Source organism: Nitrospirota bacterium, from assembly GCA_035516965.1.
GTDB lineage: Bacteria > Nitrospirota > UBA9217 > UBA9217 > UBA9217 > MHEA01.
In genome coordinates, this window is the sequence record DATIZR010000080.1 from 1 (window position 1) to 18,492 (window position 18,492).

Here is an 18,492-nt window from a genome sequence, read left to right on the forward strand (position 1 = left end):
GAGGCCGCATATGACCGTCCCGTTCCTCCGGCGGAAAGAAGCTTCGAGGTTTTTCACTTCGCCCGTTCTTCGGAGGACCTCGACCAGCCTCATCCTGTCGTCGGGGTTTACCCATATGTTCAAGGCGACGGTCGTCTTGCCGACAACTTCCTTCTCGGCATATCCCAGGATGCGCGTGAATCCTTCATTGACGGTGACTAGTCCGCCATCGCTGTACCGGCTCATAATGATCGCATCGGGGCTTGTATGAAATACTTTCCGGAACCGTTCCTCGCTGACCCTCAGCGCCTCCTCCGCCCGCTTGCGCTCGGTGATATCGCGAATGACATGCAATACTTCGTCCTGGTCCAGAAAGACAATGCGGTCATCGTAGAATCGCGCTTCGCCGTGCACGTTTAGTTCGTACTCGAGCGTTCGCGGCTTGCCTGACGCGAACACCTGGCCCATGAGCTCGATCGCCCGGCCGGCGATCGGCGCGGGAAGAACATCCTGGATTTTTTCCCCCAGGAACACGTCGGGCGGAACGTACAATGTCGAAGCGTCGGAGCTGCGATAGTCCCGTATCGTACCCTCGCGGGATATGCGAAACAGCAGGTCGGGAAGCGCGTTGATCAGCATGCGATTTTCCGATTCGCTTCGTTTCAGCGACTCCTCGGCCCGCTTGCGTTCGGTGATGTCCTGAGTGATGGCCATGACGCGGGGAACACCGTTCAGGACGATTCTCTTCAGGGAGATGTCGCGCCAATACGTCCGCCCCTCCCGGTCGAGGTCCTTCCATTCGAAGCGCTGCGGGCCTTCCGCAGCGGCCTTGCGGACCCATCGCGCGACATCCCGGAGGGAATAAGGCTCCGGCAGCCAGTAGTCCATCGCCTTCAGCTCTTCGAAGGAGCTCAGACCGTAGTCCTCAACCGCTTTGCGGTTGGCCTCGATGAGTTCCCCGGTCTCACTGTTGTGAATGAGGAACGAGACAGCGGCGTTTTCGAAGAGCGCCCGGAACCGGGCCTCGCTTTCCGTGAGTCCCTTCATCCCTTATACCTTCTGTCCTCCGAGCCCGGGCTTGCCCAGCTTCCGCTCCACCTCTCGGCTCCGGAGCACGGCGCGCTTGACCTTGCCGCTCACGGTCTTGGGCAGTTCGTCCATGAACTCGATCTCGCGCGGATATTTGTAGGGCGCCGTCTTTGTCTTCACGAAGTCCTGGATCTCCCGGGCGAGGGCGTCCGACGCCTTGTACCCCGGCGCGAGCACGATGAACGTCTTGATGATCTCGCCGCGGATCGGGTCCGGGCTCGCGACCACGGCGTTCTCCGCCACTGCCGGGTGCTCCTGGATCACGCTCTCGACCTCGAAGGGGCCGATGCGGTAGCCCGATGCCTTGATGATGTCATCGCCCCTGCCGACGAACGTGAAGTAGCCCTCATCGTCCTTCGTCGCCTTGTCGCCGGTGCTGTACCAGCCGTGCTGGAAGACCTTCGCGTTCTCTTCAGGGTCCTCGAGGTACCCCTCGAAGATGCCCACGGGTCTCTTTTCGTTCACCCGGACACAGATGTATCCGACCTCTCCGGCAGGTAAGGGCCTGAAGTCCTCGTCCAGGATGTCGATGGTCAGGTCCGGCACCGGCCTGCCCATGGAGCCGGGCTTGACCCTGATGAAGGGATAGTTCGCAACGAGCACGGTGCTCTCGGTCTGGCCGTATCCCTCGCGGATGGTCCTCCCCGTTGCCTCCTCCCAGACCTTGATCACCTCGGGATTGAGGGGCTCGCCGGCCGACATGAAATTCCTCACGCCGGTGTAGTCATAGTTCGCGAGGTTCTCCAGGATCAGCATGCGGTAGACCGTGGGCGGTCCGCAAAAGGCCGTCACTCCCCTCGCGGTCAGCAGTTCGAGGGTCAGCTTCCCGTTGAACCTGCCCTCGGCGTTGTGAACGAACAGCGCCGCCCCGATGGCCCACTGGCCGTAGAGCCCCCAGGCCGATTTGGCCCAGCCCGTGTCCGAGACGACCCAGATCAGGTCCTTGTCTGTGAGCCCGTGCCACAGGCCAGCCGTCCGCAGATGGCCCAGCGGGTAGGAGCAGACATGGTGCACCATCTTGGGATATTTGGTCGTTCCCGACGTGAAGTAGATCAGGAAGGAATCAGTCGCCTTCGTCGGCTCTACATCGCTCCGCCTGAGTTCCGGAGACGCGTCCTGCATTTCTGTTTCGAAGTCGTGCCAGCCTTCCGCTCTGCCGTTCAGCAGGACCCGGTGCCGGAGGAACGGCGCGGCGATCTTCCGGGCGGCCTCGTCCACCTTGGCGTAGTTCGCCCGGTTCGTGATCACCACGTTCGCCCTGCCCTTCATGATCCGGTACTCGATGTCCGGGGGAAGCAGGATGACGGGGGCGGGCATGATCACGGCGCCCAGCTTGTGGCAGGCCACGAGAATGAAGTACCATTCAGGCACGCGGCCGAGCATGATGAAGACCCGGTCCCCCTTTCTGACGCCGATGCTCCTGAGCGCGTTCGCCGCCTGGTTCGAGAGCCGCGAGATGTCCCGGAAGGTGAACTCCTTCTGCTCCTTTCCGGAGGCATCGGTCCAGACCAGCGCCCGCTTGTCCGGGTCCTCAGCGTGCCTGTCGATCACGTCGAAGCCGAAGTTGAACTCCTCCGGCACGGTGATCGCGAACAGGGAGCGTGCATGATCGTAGTCACGTGCGACAAAAGAAAACATAGAGTCCCCCCTTGGTAGAATGAACTTTTGCTTCAGAGGCGTTGCTCCGCAGGCCGCTGCCCGCGGCTGCGGTTGCTGATGTTCCGCATGCACTCCCGTCTCAATCCGTCACCTTGTTCGTTTCTCGCAGCCGCAGCGCCATCTCGCGCAGCATCTCCACGACGAACTCGGGGTATTCGTTCATGAGACTGTTGATATTCTCGTTGTTCAGCGTCACGAGTTCCACGTCCTCGAGGGCTATTGCCGTCGCCACGCGAGGCGACGCGAGGAGGAACGAAAGCCCGCCAAAGCTCATGCCCTGCGATACGACGCCGATCTCGCGGTCGCCTTTCCGGATCGACACCTTCCCGTGCAGCACGGAATACATCTCGTTCCCGGCGTCCCCGTCCCGGAAAATGACGCTCCCCTTCTCAAAGCGCAGGAGAGAGCGGCTCACGACGCCGGCGGGGATGTTCTTCCTGCCTTCGATCAGGGACTTGATATGGACCGCATCGTCCCTGCCGAGGCTCGCGGCAATCTCCGCCCCGAACAGGAAGATGGCCAGCGATATGTAGATCCAGATGACGACCACGAAGAGCGACTTGAACGATCCAAAGGCGAACCCGTATCCCGGGTTGAAGGTGAGAAAGAGGTGAAATGCCGGCCGGAGAGCGAACCAGAACAGCGACGCGGCGAGGGCCCCGGCCAGGAGATGGAGGAACCGCGACCGCTTCGAGAAGATGAAGTAAAGGCTCAGAACGACACCGTTGACGGTGACGAAGAACGCGGTCTCCGCGAGGTAGCCCGGCACCAGCCGCAGATGACGGACCCGCTCCAGGAGCGTGAACACAAGGCCGGCCACGCTCACCGCGGCAAGTCCCACGAGGAATACCATGCTGACCGCGGCATCGAACAGTTTTTCCATCAGGAAGGGGCGGGAGGGCTTCTTGCGGAAGACCGTGCCGAGCGATACGCGCAGGTCCGCGACGAGAGGCGTCGTGCTCCAGAAGAGCACCAGGAGGTTCACGAGCCCGATCGTTCCCTTGTGGCTCGCAATGAAGTCCACTTCCCGCAGGATCACCTGGCTGTAGGCGGGAATGAGCTGCGTCATGAGATCGCTCGTCTCCTGCACCGCCCGCGCCGATGAGCCGATGGCGGCGCTGAGCATGAGGGTAAGCAGGAACAGCGCGGGTATGATCGCGAGCATCGCCGAGAATGCGAGCGACGACGCCAGGGTCAGGCCGTTGTTCCTCCCGAACGATGATGCTGCATCAGCAAGAACGACCCAGGTTTTCTTCAGAAGATCATCAGGCGCTGTTCTCATGTCGGACGCAGATCGGCTGCCCCTGCACAACGGTCGGAAATTGCCGCTCAACAGCCGGCGCAAAACAGTGCTGATCATTATAGAGGGTTAGGCCCGAAATAGCAAGGACGAGGCGGGATTGCCGTCTCGTGATATTGACCTTGACGGGGCGCCTGTTCTCATCTATCATTTTTCCTATGATTCGGCGCCGGCCCCGGTGCGGCAGTTCCTTTCTCGGGATCTGCCTGCCGGCCATGGCCCCTAAGCCTCCGCCCGGGACCGGGGAGACCGCCGAAACCAACCCGATGAAAATTATTTCAGCAGCAGGCACGGACAGAGGCAGGATACGGGAAAACAACGAGGACTCGGTGCTCGCCGAGGACGATATCGCGCTCTATGCCGTGGCCGACGGGATCGGAGGACACCGGGGTGGCGAAGTGGCGAGCCGCTTGGCAATTGAGACGCTCAGGATGATCGTCCGGGAAAGCGTCTCCCGCGGCTTCGACCCCGAAACGGCGGAGGCAACCCTGGACACCGCCTTCACGACCGCCAACGCGAGGATCGTTGAAACCGGCTCGCAGGACCCGTCTCTCGCGGGCATGGGAACAACGATGACGGCCCTGCTCATGACCGGGAAGAGGGCCTACGTCGCCCACCTCGGCGACAGCCGCGCCTATTTGCTGCGCGACGGAAGTCTCCGGCAGGTGACCGAGGACCATGCGGTCGTGGCGGAGCAGGTCCGGGCCGGGTTGATCACGCCGGAACAGGCGAGGCGAAGCCCGCTGCGTCACATCATCACTCGGGCGCTTGGGATCCAGCAGGAAGTGCACGTCGACCACCGGACGATCGAGCTCGGACCGGCTGACGTGTTCCTGCTCTGTACCGACGGGCTGACCGAGATGGTCGAGGGCCCGGAGATCGAAAGCATTCTGATCCGGGACAGCCCGGCTGAAGCGGTCGTAAAGTTGATCGCAGCTGCGAACGATTACGGCGGGGCGGACAATATAACCGTTGTGGTGGTCGCCAGGGGCGAGCTGCCGTGAGCAGAGGGAGAGGCGGGAAACCGGGTCGTTAATTCGTTACCTGGTCCCGGATGAAGGCCCTGATGAATTCGCGATCGGCATCGGATATCTCGATGAACTTCATGCCCATGCCGGGCTCTTTGAGCGGCCCGCCGGCCGAGGTGAAGGCATAGAGGACGCACGCCTGCACATTCACCTGCCGGCCCTGCATGAAGAACGTCACGGGAAGCACCGCTTTGAGCGGCCGCGGATGATAGGTCCTGATGAAGAGCCCGTTCTCGGAAAGGGCCGTGACGTAGTCACCACCGGGATCGGGGCTCCCGGCGGCAGCCTGGCCTCCGATGACGGCCTTGAAGCAGGTGTTGAGCCGGATGTAATGCCGGGGTGTCGCCTCGATCGCGTGCTGAACGGTCCGGTAGAGCGTGTTGGGGTCAACGGGCTTGCGGAGATAGGATGCGCAGCCGGCGACCATACAGAGCTCTTCGATCTTCGGGTCCTTCATCTGCGACAGGACGACGACGGGAACGTTCTTCGTACGAGGCGCCTGTTTGATCCTGTTCACGAACTCCATGCCGTTCATAGCAGGGAGCAGCATCTCGGTAACGACGAGCGAGGGCATGGCAATATCCATATACTGACCGGCCTCCTCCGCGGTTCCCGTCGTAAAAACGTTGTACTCGAGGCGCTGCAGCAGCATGCCCGTTTCGTAACGGTCCCGGGGATTACCGTCCACAACGACGAGAAAATTCTTTTTCCGCTCTACGCTGCCGCTTGCAGCTTCCTTACCCGCACCGTCCGCCATGATCTCAAGCCTTCCTTATCAAGTACGTACCGATCCCCAGTCGGGCGGCTTCGTACCGGAGCTTTCCGTGGGAGCGATATCGCGGGTCAGTTGTTCCCTGATGAACTGCCTGATCGATTCCCGGTCTGCGTCGGCAAGGTCGACGAATTTCATCCCCATGCCTGCCTCGAGGTAGGGTCCCGCGCCCTTGGGGAAGCTGTACAGAACGACCGCCCGCGCCCGGATCTCTGCATGCGGCAGGAAGATACGGACCGGCGTCAGCGCGCTTTGTGGCTGCGGATACCGCGTGCTGACATACATGCCGCCTTCCGAGATGGCGATGGCGAGCTCGTCCCGGGACGCGCCGCCCATCGGCGTCCCGTCTCCGACCGTCACCGCAAGCGAGGTCTTGAGCCTGATATGCGCACGAGGAATGGTTTCCGATACGGCCTGGAGCGTCCGGTAGAGCAGGTCAGGATCGACCGGCTTGAGGAGATACGCGGCACAGCCAAGCCGCATGCAGGCATCCTGCGTTTCGCGGTCGCGCTCGCCGGTGAGCATGACCACCGGGATGCTCCGGCGCAGGTGATCGTCCTTGATCCGCTTGAGCAGGTCGCTCCCCCGCATGCCGGGAAGCGCAGTCTCGGTCAGCACGATGGAGGGCAGGTGATCCTCCATCTTCCGGAGCGCATCTTCGGCGCTGCGCGCAGTCTCCACCCGGTACTCGAGACGCTTCAGCAGCATACCGATGGAAAAGAGCAGCGAGGCGCTGCCGTCCACAAGAAGAATCGTTCGGATCTCCCGGTCCATGTTCTAAGCGTTCCTGCCTTTCCCGGTCGGCCGTGGTCGCCGCACCGTTGCTCCCCGCAGCGGCCCACCGGCATCGCCGCAGGCGCTTCTGAAAGATATGAATCCCCCTACAAGATAACATCTCTGCGTTGTTTGTCAAGGCGGAACGGCGTGGCGGAAAAGCCGCCATCAGATCATGACCACGGGGTCGTGGCGTAGTCCTGAAGCGGTCCCGCGCCGCGGAGCATCGGGCGTACAGGGGCAAGGGGAAGAGTAAAGGTGAACGTGCTTCCCGAGCCATGCGCGCTGGTTGCCCAGATGGCTCCGCCATGATGTTCGACGATCTGGCGGGCTATCGAAAGCCCCAGGCCCGTTCCCTCGGTCTGGCTCATGAACTGGTCGCTGGACCGGTGGAACTTGTCGAAGATCAGCTTCAGCTCCCCGGGCGGGATGCCGCTGCCCGTATCGGAAACGGCCACGACAAGCTGTCGTTGCGGTGAGGGTTCAAGACGCCCCTCGACCGTGATCGTCCCGCCTGCGGGTGTAAACTTGACCGCGTTGGAAAGCAGGTTGGTCATGAGCTGGACAAGTCTGTCTACGTCGCCGTGAACCGGCGGCAGCGATTCATCAATGGACATCTTGAGCCGCAGCCCCTTGACCTGCACGAGCGGCAGGACGCCGTCGACCGACTTCTGCAGCACATCCTCAAGCGAAAGTTCTTCATCTCGCCAGTGAACCATCCCGGCCTCGATCCGTGACAGATCGAGGAGGTCGTTGATGAGCCTGCCCAGCCGTTCGCTCTCCTCGTTGATGACCTTCAGGAACTTGTGTTTCCGCTCCAACTCCATGGCGGGCTTCATGAGGATCAACTCGGCATTGGCCTTGATCGAGGTGAGCGGCGTGCGCAGCTCGTGGGACACGATGGACACGAAATCGGACTTGAGCTTGTCCAGGTTCTCCAGCTTCCGGTTCGCCTCCTTCAGCCCTTCTTCCGCCAGCTTACGGTTCGTGATGTCATGTGCGACATAGACGACCCCTATCGGCGTGTCATCCCGGCCGTCGGTCAGGAGCGAGGCCGAGACGTTCACTTCGTGCCGCTGCCCCTCCTGCCCCATCCAGACCATCTCCTGCGACGCGGCCCGTTCCCCGCGGCGGACCCTGTCCCGGAGCCCCGCGTTAACCGGCAGCAGCCCGGCGAGGTCCCTGCCGAGCAGGTCGCCCCTGCCGCGCCCGAGCATCACCTGGGCAGCCCGGTTCACGACGCGGATGCTGCCCTCCAGGTCCGCGACGATGACCGCGCCCTGCATGGTTTCCAGGATCTGCTTCGTGGCCAGTTCAGGCGTGATGTCCACCATGCGGTAGAGCACGATCACCCGTGTGACATAGATCATGTACAGGGCCACCGGCATATACCCGAAGGGGTACAAGGGGATGCCGAACTTGGGGATAAAATCGACGAATGCGGGGTATCCGATGAGTGCGGCGACCAGGAAGCCCCGCTGTCGCAGCCGGATATGCGGCTCCGTGCTGTTCCGGTAAGCGTGGATGAAGAGGATGAGGGAGCCGACGCCGACAGCGATCACATACGCGATGAACAGTATGCCGATGACGCCGTACGCCGGAGCCGGGCCCCAGGAATAGTGGTGCAGCCCCCCGATGAAATGATCCGACGTGATCAGGGCCGTGCAAAACAGCAGGGACAGGGCAACGCTTGCCCTGACGCACCCCCGGAGCTCCCGGCCGCGTCCTGCGATGGTCACGTTCAGGGCAAGCAGTGCAGCCGGGATGAACACGACGCCGATGTCGCCGACAAGAAACCACCACTGCACGAGATCGTCCCGTCGGCTTGCGTAGGCCATGCCGAATGACAGCAGCCAGAGGCTCTCGGTGAGCGTGAAGATCCAGTTCCGTACCGACACGCTTGATCCACGCTCCCGGACGAGGAAGAAGAAACCGAAGAAGAAGATCCCAACACCGACCGTGAGGACGGCAAAGGCGTGGCAAGTGAACTGGTACTGCGATGGCTCGAACACCGGCATCAGAGGTCTCCGGAGGTCCGGCGCGAAAAAGCCGTCGCTGGACATAATAACATATTGTAGCATATTTTTAACAAAAAGTAACAGTCGTGTCGTACTAATTTAGGCAATGGGAGATAGATGGAAACGGGGTGGGAGGGATAAGAACACGGAGATCATCCTCATGGAAGGTCCACCTTCTTTGCTACTGCATCCTGTTCATGCGGTCACGGCATTACATGAAGAAGTATACCAGAAGGGGCCATTACGCAAGGTTTGCACCAGACTGGGAAGTAAACGATTGAATATGCATTGCCCGTTGGGTAGCATGCGGTCTTCAAACTGTCGCTACTGCTTGCAAATGCTTGCCATTGTCGCGAAGGGCTCGAGCGGGTGACAGGTCGTTGCATTGCGGCAGAAGCGGAGGGCTGCGGCTTCCCGACGGCCCCCCGGCCGTTCACGCTTCCGACTTCTGGCCCACGAAATAATCGCTCTTTTCCCTGAACAGGACATTGAAGGTGGTGAGCGATCCGTAAATGCGGGTAATATATTGCTGCAGCTCGACCTTTTCAGTGTCCGTGAGCACCTTGTGGCCGTTGATCTGCGCCTCCATGACGCGCAGGCGGTCGCGGGCCATCACGATCTTATGGAAAAAGGTCTCGATGGGTAAGCTCTTCGCCGCCAGTTTCGGGTCCCCGGGCTTCAGGATCATTTCCCCGCCCTGCCATCGCGTGCCGAGGGCGATCCTCGGAAGCTCTTCGCGGCTGGCCTCGAGGGCAGCCAGCTTCATCATCTCGAAGGTGCTTCTCTCGATCTCGGACAGGGCCTGCAGTTCCTCCTCTGCGGCACGCTCCCGCTTATCAGGCCGTGGAAAATAGACGATGCAGTCCTGCCCGTCCGCCTCCTCGACGCGGCCTATCCCGAATTGTTCATGCCGCACCAGGTCTCCCTGCTTGAAATCTCCCATTGGTTCCTCCTCTCGCAGCCCCGACCGATCAACCTGTTCTCACGAGCACTGCCCGTTGATGCATGCATCAGTATGCACGTCGCGTTCAACTACTGCCCTCCCCATTTCTCAGAGAAGCAGATCTCCTGAAGCGGCTTCCGCGGAGGACCGTCCTTTTTCTCTTCCACCGGGTAGCCCAGCGGGAAGAGCCCCACGATCCTGATCGAAGCGGGGATGCCAAGGAGCGACTTCAACTTGTCCTCGTCATAAACGCCCACAAAGACCGTGCCCAATCCCTGCGCCCGCGCAGCCAGCATCAGGTTCTGGGAAGCGATCCCGGCATCGGTGAGATAATAGTTCTGGCCCCAGAGGACCCCTGACTGGGCCGGATCTGCACAGAGCACGATGACCGCCGGAACCTCGGCAAGCGCCCTCTTCGAGGGGTTCGCCTTGTAGCCCTTGGGCGAGAAGTAGGATTCAACGTAGGAGAGCTCGCTGATCTTTTCCTTCACGGCCTTGTCCTTCACGACGACGAGGCGCCAGCATTGATAGTTGGCCCACGATGGCGCCATGCGCACGGCTTCGAGCACGGCGGCGAGCTTCTCGTCCTCCACAGGCTTGTCAAAAAATTTTCTGACGCTTCTTCGCGTCTTGATGGCTTCGAACAGGTCCATTGTGGTCCTCCTCGCGTATGTCATGATAGCAGCCTTTTTTTATAGCGAGCGTACTATACCTGCGGATTTAGGCAATGCGTTTGCCGGCGGCTTCGATCGTGATCTGATAGCACCAATAAAAAAGGCGGCCAGTGATGTTCTGACAGCCTTATCGGGTCCGATTGTCCCGAGCGTGCGGCCCCTACCTGCCGTAAATGTGCACGACGTCCATTCTCCAAAAGCCCAAGCAACAGCTCCACTTTTCCAGATCGGCATAGTAGATCGTATCGATCCCCTCTTGTTTTGCAACTTCACCTAGTCCATTTTTCCCCAGTCGAACGCTTATGGTCGACATGAATGGGGTCTCCCCCTGAATAATATATCCGCGCGCCTTGGTCAGGCTTTCCCGGACCTCGGTAGGGTTTGGGTTTAAAGTGAGAGGCTCCACCGTATGACTGAACAGCAGAGCATTGGAGCATCCAATCAGGAGCATGCAGACTATCCAGATGAAGGATATGCGGCCGATGGTTTTCATCTCCGGCTCCTTCCTCAATCGCCGTAGACGATCGTAGTTGTTCGGGTATAGATGCCGAACAGGATACCTTCGAATTCCCTATCCATGTGTGTCAGCACGGTTACCCCGCCATTGTTCGCTGCAGCCGCGGCCCCCGCATTTCCCCAGGCTACTAGCCATAGCACGGAGTACATGGATGCCTCTCCCTGCTTATGACCGAGGTCCGTTTTATTGAGCTCAATACTTAAGGGCGTGGTGACATGCGTATAAATGCATCCCGACAGCATCAGAATGGAACAGATGATCACAGCAATAACGACGATCGGTTTCATAACTTCCTCCTCACGTGTGAATACAAACTGTCGATAGGGACGGCTCCTCCTGTTCGCCCATTCAGCGAATACGTGGTATTATACCACGAAGGGGAAACAATAAAACCGCGTTCTTTTCCAGCTTCACCATGCCGTTCGCCGCAAGAAAATGGGTCCGGGACGACTGAACTCCTGCTTCAGTTCGTTTTTTAGCGTGATATACTAACAGCGACGGGGTTCCCCGTACCTGAGAGAAGGAGCAAGCATGTCGGAACCGATCGTACTGCGATGCAAAGCCTGCCGCACGCTCAACCGGGTGCCAGCTGAAAAGCTTTCGTCAAACCCCATCTGCGGCCAGTGCAAAACGCCGCTCGAATTCCCCCGGCATCCGGTCACCGCCACGGCGGCGACGTTCGACCGCGAGATCTTTGACTGGCCGGGATATGTGCTCGTCGAGTTTTGGGCGAAATGGTGCGGCTACTGCCGCATGATCGAGCCGGTCGTGAACGACCTTGCGAGCTGGCGAGCCGGCCGCTTGAAAACGGTCAGGATCGATATTGACCTGGAGCCGGACCTCCAGAGGCGCTTCATGGTCAAGGCAACGCCGACCTTTATCCTGTTCAAGAACGGGACCCAGGTCGCGCGCATGGACGGCGCGCCCAAGGAAAAAATTGAACTCGTCCAGTGGGTCGACCAGCTGATGCGGTAGGGTCCGCGCACGGCGAACCTCCCCGGCGGGCCCGGAAGGCCCTAGCCCCGCGTCGTGATCTTCCGAATGCCGATCGGGTTCGGGGCCCGGCGCATATACCCCTTTTCCTGCGCGCGAATGTCGAGCGGCAGGCTGGCGATGTCTGCAATCTCGGCTGACCAGCGCGACAACATCGCCGCATCGATTATCTTCACATAGGATCGGCAATGATCGCAGGTCAAGATACTGAAACCGTCCTCGCCCTCGAAGCGGAAAACGCTCTGTTTTGACCCGTCTTCGGAAAGGCAGACCGGGCAACCGGTAGAGACGGCGTATCCCGTGGTCCTGCAGAACGAGCAGAAGGCTGTGCGCCGTCCGGCCTCCGTTGCCCCGGTTACGGCCGGACGGGCATGACAGACGGGGCATCTCCCCTCCTCCCAGACCCTTTCATCAAGGCGGGTCTTCCCCCGCAGGGCAAGAAACCAGGGCCTGCTCAGCAGATAGAGCATCATGAACAGGTCGTCCTCGTCATAGGGAAGCGAAAAGGCCGGGACCTCGCCATGCGGCAGTCTCGCGAAATCGATTTCCCCCACCTCCAGGGCCTGCAACAGCGGCGTAAGGACCCCTTCCGGCAGACCAAGCAGTGCTGAGAAACGCGCAAAGATGACGGGCGCCTGTTCGCGGGCATAGGCGCCCTGGTCCGCGCCCGCGGAGGCGGCCGTTCCGTTCACAGACGCGATGAATTCCAGTGTCTTTTCATAGAAGCGGAACGGGTCCGCGAGATGCGGCTTTTCCCGGATGATGTCCTCAATTTCCTTCATGAGTAAACTCCTCCGAGATAGATAGAAAACCTCCGGACATGATCAATACCTCGTACATGTTCAATTTACGATCTCCATTTTCCGGTCAGGGCTGTTCCCCGGTACCAGCCAGGTTTACGGTATCTTAGGGTATTCGAAGGGGGACGGCTCTCCGGAAAGGGCCTCAACGAGGAACGTTTTCAGAGAGCGCTTCTCCTTGTCCGTCAATCTCAGCGGCTTCAGCGCCGTGTTCCCCTTGCCTCCGCCCCTATCGAAAAAATCGATCACCTCGTCGAGCGACGCGAAGATGCCGTTGTGCATGTAGGGCCCGGTCGCGGCTATGTCAAGCAGCGTCGGCGTGCGGAAGGCCTTCCAGTCCTTCCGGTCCTTCGTGATGAGGTACCTGCCGGGGTCCTCGGTCAGCGTCCGGTAATCTTCGAAATGATAGACCTTCGCGACAAAGCGCCGGGTGACCGCGATCCGCGGGTCGGACTGGTGCTCGGGGTTCTCGGGCACCTGAAGAGCGTGAAACGCGTCGTCCGACAGGCTCACGCCAAAATGACAGTCGATGCATTTCCCTTTCTGTGTGAAGATCACCAGGCCTTTTTTCGCTTCATCCGAGAGCGCCTTCTTGTCCCCCTTCAGGAAGCGCTCCAGCGGGGTGTTCCGCGAGATGAGCGTCCGCTCGAATGCAGCGATTGCCATGGCCATTCGCTCCCGGCTGGGTTCGGCATTGAAGACCTTCCGGAAGGCCTCGACGTACTCCGGGACCGAGCGGATCACCTCCTCGGCGAAATCGAGGTTCCTGTTCATCTCGAAGGCCGACATCATCGGGAACAGCGCCTGGTCCTCCAGCGTGAGCGCCCTGCCGTCGTGGAACAGGTATTTCTGAAAGCCCACGTTCAGGAGCGTCGGCGCGTTCCGCCAGTTCCTGGTCGTGGGGTAGCTGAGCGAGATGTCGAGTCCGTCAGTGAAGGCGTGCTCCGGGTCGTGGCAGGTCACGCAGCTCATGGTCCCGTCACCGGAAAGCCGGCGGTCGAAGAACAGCTTCTTGCCCAGTTCGATCTTTTCCGGCGTCTGGGGGTTCTGCTCTGGCACCGGAACGGGTGTCATGGGAGCCAAAGCGCCGGCGGAAGCGGCCACGGAAATTGTCATCAACCCAACAAACGCTATTGCCGTCATTAAACGGTATAACATGTTCATCATTCTCCGCATCGTGACCTCTTGTCCCCTTGCCCCAGCCCTCTCCCCTTGGGAGATGAGGCTTTTGTTCCGACTCCGAACTCTCAACCCTTAACTCAATTCTTTCCCTTCAGTTCCTCGTCGATGAGCTTCTTAAAATACCCGAACGGCCGTTCACCCACGACTTCCCTGCCGTTGATGAAGAAGGTCGGCGTGTTGTACAGGTCCATCCTGACTGCCAGCGCCTTGTCACGCTCGATCTCGGACGCATGCTTTCGCTTGTCGAGGGAATCAGTGAACTTGACGACGTCCAGCCCGAGTTCCTTCGCGTATCCGATCAGGCTCGATCGGTCAAGCCTGGGCGAGCGCCTGATCAGGAGGTCATGCATCTCCCAGTACTTCCCCTGGTCCCGGGCCGCCAGCGACGCCTCCGCCGCGATGTGCGAGTAATCCCGGTACTGGTAGGGATAGTTCTTGATCACGAGCCTTATCCTGCCCTGATAGGTATCCATGATCTTCCTGACGGTCGGACCGGCCGCCACGCAGTGCGGTCACTGGAAGTCGATGAACTCGATGATGGTGACGGGAGCGCTGGCCGGACCGAGCGAGGGGGAGTCCTCGAGCGGTACGTCAAATCGTTTTTCCTGGGCTGCGGCGGTAACCGCGAAAAACGCCACGGCGAGGAACAGTGTGAGCTTTTTCATGTCTGCTCTACCTCCGGTTTTTATTTTAGCAGAAATTGCCCGAATCGGCGAAGAGCAAGAAAAAAAGCCCATGTGCTGTCTTGGCGACGGCACATGGGCTCCCGATTTCGGTCGAACAGAGCCTCTTCTTTCCGATCTCTCCTACACCCGGTTCTTGACGAGGCTATCGACGACACTCGGATCGGCAAGCGTCGAAGTATCGCCAAGTTCATCAACCTGGTTGTGCGCGATCTTCCGGAGGATGCGGCGCATGATCTTGCCGCTTCGGGTCTTCGGAAGTCCGGGTGCGAACTGGAGTTTATCCGGAGTGGCGATCGGTCCGATGACCGAGCGGACATGGCCGGAGAGGATCTTTTTCAGGTCATCGGACGGTTGCTGGCCGTCCTTCAGGGTCACGTACACGTAGATCCCTTCTCCCTTGATGTCATGCGGATACCCGACCACGGCGGCTTCGGCAACAGCAGGATGGCTCACCAGCGCGGACTCGACCTCTGCCGTGCCCAGCCGATGACCGGACACGTTGATAACGTCGTCTACGCGGCCCATCAGCCAGTAATCGCCGTCCTCGTCAAAACGCGCGCCGTCGCCCGTGAAGTACTTGCCCGGGAACCTGCTGAAGTAGACTTCCTTGATGCGCTTGTTCTCGGGATCACCGTAGGTGCCGCGGAGCATGCCCGGCCACGGCTTATTGATGCACAGGTAGCCGCCCTCGTTTGGCCCAGCCGGTGATCCGTCTTCTTTGACCACTTGCGGCACGAGCCCCGGAAATGGTTTCGTCGCCGATCCTGGCTTGGCGATTATGGCCCCCGGAAGCCCCGTAATCAGGATCCCGCCGGTTTCGGTCTGCCACCACGTATCCACGATGGGTACCTTTTCCTTGCCGATGTTTTTATGATACCACATCCATGCCTCGGGGTTGATCGGCTCTCCCACGGTGCCCAGGACCTTGATCGACGAAAGGTCGTGACTGGCCACCCACTTCTCGCCTTCTTTCATGAGCGCCCGGATGGCCGTCGGCGCTGTGTAGAAAATATTCACCCGGTGCTTGTCCACGATGTCCCAGAACCTGCCCGGGTTCGGGTAGGTCGGGATGCCTTCGAACATCAGGCTCGTTGCGCCTGCGGAGAGCGGGCCGTACACGATATAGCTGTGGCCGGTTACCCAGCCGATATCGGCTGTGCAGAAATGGATGTCCTCATCGTGATAGTCGAAGATCCACTTGAAGGTGAGGTTCGTATACAGCAGGTAGCCTGCCGTCGTGTGGAGAACGCCTTTCGGCTTGCCCGTGGAACCTGATGTATAGAGAATGAAGAGCGGGTCTTCCGCATCCATCTTCTCGGGCTCGCAGTACAGGCCGATGTCGGGAGCGTTCATTTCCTCGTGCCACCACGTGTCCCTGTTCGGCTCCATGCTGGTCTTCTTGGTCTTGGCATGCTGCACCACGATGACGTCCTTGACCTTGGGGCATTCGTTCAGGGCCTCGTCCGCGTTGGCTTTCATGGCCACGAAGCGGCCGCCGCGCACGCCTTCGTCGGCCGTGATGAGCATCGTGGACTCGCAGTCCTGAATGCGGTCCATGAGCGACTTTGCGGAAAACCCGCCGAAGACAATGCTATGGATCGCGCCGATCCGGGCGCAGGCAAGCATGGAGATCGGAAGCTCGGGGATCATGGGGAGATAGATCGTTACCCGGTCTCCCTTCTTGACGCCTTTTTTCTTCAGGACGTTTGCAAACTTGTTAACCTCGGTATACAGCTGCTGGTAGGTGTAGGTCCGGTACTCACCGCCGTCCGCCTCCCAGATGATGGCCGCCTTGTTGCGCGTCGGCGTGTTGATGTAGCGGTCCAGGCAATTCACCGAAACATTGAGCTTCCCTCCGACGAACCACTTGATGTAGGGCTTGTGGAAGTCGTAGTCCAGGACCTTGTCCCATTTCTTGAACCATGTCAGGTTTTGTTCGGCCATCTCGCCCCAGAACTTTTCCGGCTGATCGACCGACCTCCTGTAGATCGCCTCGTAATCCGTGATGCTTTTGATCCAAGCTTTTTTGCTGAATTCCTTGGACGGGGGGAACGTCCTCTTTTCCGTCGAGAGGACTTCGATTTTTTCCTTTCCCATTCTTTTTATCCTCCTCTTTCGATACCCGTGGTAGGGGCAACCCTCGTGGCTGCCCTTTAGACCGGGGCAGGCACGAAACCTGCCCCTACAACGGCTCTGCCCTGGAAACAAAAGAAGTGAACCGGTGAGCAGCATCGGCCGCTCACTGGTTCACTGTATGATCTTGAAGCCCGCAGCGCTGCGCTCGGTGCCGCTATTCCGCGCCGATGCCCACGTACTCCCTGACTCTCTCGCCGTCGAACTTCTCCTGAGCCTCCTTATCCGGCGACATGAGGGAGACGAGAATGCCGATCAGGAACGCGGCCCCCATGGAGAAGATGCCCGGATTCTTCATGGGGAAGATGGCCTTCGGCATGGTGGCGTTTGCGTCCTTTTTCTTCGCTGCCAGCGCGTCCTTCTCGGCAGTTTTCGCGGTCACGGACGCCTGGAGGTCTGCGTTCTTCTTCTCAGCAGCGGGTCTTTGCTTCTTGTTGAGCTTCGCGATCACATCGGCGCCAACCATCTGCTTCTGCAGGCCCGCGATCTGAGGGTCAATGGCGGCAGAGGCAGCATCGATCTCCTTGATCTGCGCGTTCACCTTTGCAACCTCGTCCTTCTTTACGATATCGATCCACACCGTCGGGCTCAATATGATAAGCACCGTCGCTATTATAAGGCCGGTATAGATGCTCATCACCGCCCCTCCCGTCGTGAACTTCTTCCACATGATCGACATGAGCAGTGCCGGGAAGTTCGCGCTCGCCGCGATGGCGAACGTCAGGCCGACCAGGAAGGCGACGTTCTGGCCCTTGAACAGGATGCCCAGAAGGATCGCGAAGGCACCGAGGCCTACGGTCGCGATCTTGGCGACCTTCACCTCTTCCTTCTCGTTCGCGACGCCGCGACGGATCACGCCCACGTACAAATCGTGGGAAAGGGCCGAAGCGCCGGCCAGCGTGAGCCCGGAGACCACGGCGAGGATCGTGGCAAAGGCCACGGCCGACAGGAAGCCCAGGAAGATGTTCCCTCCCAGCGCCTCGGCCAGGAGCGGGCCTGCCATGTTGCCGCCCTTGTCGATGCCCATGATCACCTTCTGGCCCACGAGCACAGCCGCGCCGAAGCCGATGGTCACGGTCAGGATATAGAAGTAGCCGATGAACCCGGTCGCGTAGAACACGGACTTGCGAGCCGCCTTTGCGTCAGGCACGGTGTAGAACCGCATCAGGATGTGCGGAAGACCGGCGGTGCCGAACATCAACGCAAGACCGAGGGAGAAGGCTTCCAGCGGGCTGGTGATCAGGCCTCCCGGCTCGAGAAACTTTTGCCCCGCCGGCGTGGCAGTAGACGCCTGGCGGAAGAGCTCGCCGTAGCTGAACCCGAACTTGGCGAGCGTCATGATCACGAGGATCGTGGCGCCTCCCAGCAGCAGGCCGGCCTTGATGATCTGGACCCATGTCGTCGCGATCATGCCGCCGAAGAGAACATAGGAGATCATGAGCGCGCCGGTTATGACGATCGCGAGCTCGAAGGGCAGGCCGAACATGAGCTTGATCAGGGTTCCGGCGCCCACCATCTGGGCGATCAGGTAGGTGAGGACGACGACGAGCGATCCCGCGGCTGCAGCGGCGCGAATGGGCCGCTGCCGGAGCCGGAACGCCACGACGTCGGCAAAGGTGTACTTGCCGAGGTTGCGGAGCGGCTCGGAGATCAGGAACATGATGATGGGCCATCCCACGAGCCAGCCCACGGAATAGATGAGGCCGTCATAGCCCTTGGTGGACACGAGGCCGGCGATGCCGAGAAACGATGCGGCGCTCATGTAGTCTCCCGCGAGGGCGAGCCCGTTCTGGAACCCGGTGATACTCCTGCCGGCCGCATAGAAATCTTTTGTGGTCCTTGTCCGTTTTGCCGCCCACCACGTTATCAACAGGGTGGAAACAACGAACGCGACAAAGAACATGATTGCAACGGGGTTAGCCTGTCCAATGATCGTCTGGTGCAT

17 protein-coding genes and 1 pseudogene are annotated in these 18,492 nt (G+C 60.1%); 2 read left to right on the forward strand and 16 right to left on the reverse strand.

Annotation, left to right across the window (positions count from 1 at the left end; all coding sequences use genetic code 11):
• The 3 genes from VL197_12130 to VL197_12140 all read right to left on the reverse strand — a co-directional run.
• Positions 1-1,026, reverse strand: a 1,026-nt coding sequence (locus tag VL197_12130) for a PAS domain S-box protein (protein HUJ18728.1), incomplete at its 3' end; no start/stop codon positions are given.
• 3 nt (positions 1,027-1,029) lie between these two features.
• Complete coding sequence (locus tag VL197_12135) at positions 1,030-2,706, reverse strand: AMP-binding protein (protein ID HUJ18729.1); 1,677 nt, start codon at positions 2,704-2,706, stop codon at positions 1,030-1,032.
• 100 nt (positions 2,707-2,806) lie between these two features.
• Entirely contained in the window at positions 2,807-4,009 is a 1,203-nt protein-coding gene (locus tag VL197_12140; protein ID HUJ18730.1) for a YhjD/YihY/BrkB family envelope integrity protein, read from the reverse strand.
• Between the two features lie 233 nt (positions 4,010-4,242).
• On the opposite strand from VL197_12140, the gene VL197_12145 reads away from it, so the two are divergent.
• Positions 4,243-5,031, forward strand: a complete 789-nt coding sequence (locus VL197_12145; protein ID HUJ18731.1) for a Stp1/IreP family PP2C-type Ser/Thr phosphatase — start codon at positions 4,243-4,245, stop codon at positions 5,029-5,031.
• 28 nt (positions 5,032-5,059) lie between these two features.
• Here the strand turns inward: VL197_12145 and VL197_12150 are convergent, their stop codons facing one another.
• The 7 genes from VL197_12150 to VL197_12180 form a co-directional block, all read right to left on the reverse strand.
• Positions 5,060-5,812: a response regulator gene (locus VL197_12150; GenBank protein HUJ18732.1), complete on the reverse strand. Its 753-nt coding sequence runs from the start codon at positions 5,810-5,812 to the stop codon at positions 5,060-5,062.
• 18 nt (positions 5,813-5,830) lie between these two features.
• Positions 5,831-6,601: a response regulator gene (locus VL197_12155; GenBank protein HUJ18733.1), complete on the reverse strand. Its 771-nt coding sequence runs from the start codon at positions 6,599-6,601 to the stop codon at positions 5,831-5,833.
• 173 nt (positions 6,602-6,774) lie between these two features.
• On the reverse strand, positions 6,775-8,619 hold the full coding sequence (locus VL197_12160) for an ATP-binding protein (protein HUJ18734.1): 1,845 nt from the start codon (positions 8,617-8,619) through the stop codon (positions 6,775-6,777).
• A gap of 433 nt (positions 8,620-9,052) precedes the next feature.
• A complete protein-coding gene (locus VL197_12165) occupies positions 9,053-9,562 on the reverse strand; it encodes a hypothetical protein (protein HUJ18735.1) in 510 nt (169 codons plus the stop codon).
• An 89-nt stretch (positions 9,563-9,651) separates the two neighbouring features.
• Positions 9,652-10,215: a nitroreductase family protein gene (locus VL197_12170; GenBank protein HUJ18736.1), complete on the reverse strand. Its 564-nt coding sequence runs from the start codon at positions 10,213-10,215 to the stop codon at positions 9,652-9,654.
• Positions 10,216-10,396: 181 nt separating this feature from the next.
• Positions 10,397-10,729, reverse strand: a complete 333-nt coding sequence (locus tag VL197_12175) for a hypothetical protein (GenBank protein ID HUJ18737.1) — start codon at positions 10,727-10,729, stop codon at positions 10,397-10,399.
• 14 nt (positions 10,730-10,743) lie between these two features.
• Complete coding sequence (locus VL197_12180; GenBank protein ID HUJ18738.1) at positions 10,744-11,040, reverse strand: TRL domain-containing protein; 297 nt, start codon at positions 11,038-11,040, stop codon at positions 10,744-10,746.
• Positions 11,041-11,284: 244 nt separating this feature from the next.
• Between VL197_12180 and VL197_12185 the strand changes: the two genes are divergently transcribed.
• Positions 11,285-11,728 carry a thioredoxin domain-containing protein gene (locus tag VL197_12185; GenBank protein ID HUJ18739.1) on the forward strand — a complete coding sequence of 148 codons (444 nt, stop codon included), beginning with the start codon at positions 11,285-11,287 and terminating at the stop codon, positions 11,726-11,728.
• A 41-nt stretch (positions 11,729-11,769) separates the two neighbouring features.
• On the opposite strand, the gene VL197_12190 is transcribed toward VL197_12185, so the two are convergent.
• From VL197_12190 to VL197_12215, 6 genes and pseudogenes are all read right to left on the reverse strand, one after another.
• Entirely contained in the window at positions 11,770-12,528 is a 759-nt protein-coding gene (locus tag VL197_12190; GenBank protein ID HUJ18740.1) for a formate dehydrogenase accessory protein FdhE, read from the reverse strand.
• A 114-nt stretch (positions 12,529-12,642) separates the two neighbouring features.
• Positions 12,643-13,620 carry a cytochrome c peroxidase gene (locus tag VL197_12195; protein HUJ18741.1) on the reverse strand — a complete coding sequence of 326 codons (978 nt, stop codon included), beginning with the start codon at positions 13,618-13,620 and terminating at the stop codon, positions 12,643-12,645.
• 185 nt (positions 13,621-13,805) lie between these two features.
• Complete coding sequence (locus VL197_12200; GenBank protein ID HUJ18742.1) at positions 13,806-14,231, reverse strand: thioredoxin domain-containing protein; 426 nt, start codon at positions 14,229-14,231, stop codon at positions 13,806-13,808.
• Positions 14,232-14,240: 9 nt separating this feature from the next.
• Positions 14,241-14,393, reverse strand: coding sequence for a hypothetical protein (locus tag VL197_12205; protein ID HUJ18743.1), 153 nt, complete (start codon positions 14,391-14,393; stop codon positions 14,241-14,243).
• A 141-nt stretch (positions 14,394-14,534) separates the two neighbouring features.
• A complete protein-coding gene (gene acs, locus VL197_12210; GenBank protein HUJ18744.1) occupies positions 14,535-16,511 on the reverse strand; it encodes an acetate--CoA ligase in 1,977 nt (658 codons plus the stop codon).
• Between the two features lie 598 nt (positions 16,512-17,109).
• Positions 17,110-18,492: pseudogene (locus VL197_12215) on the reverse strand (sodium/solute symporter).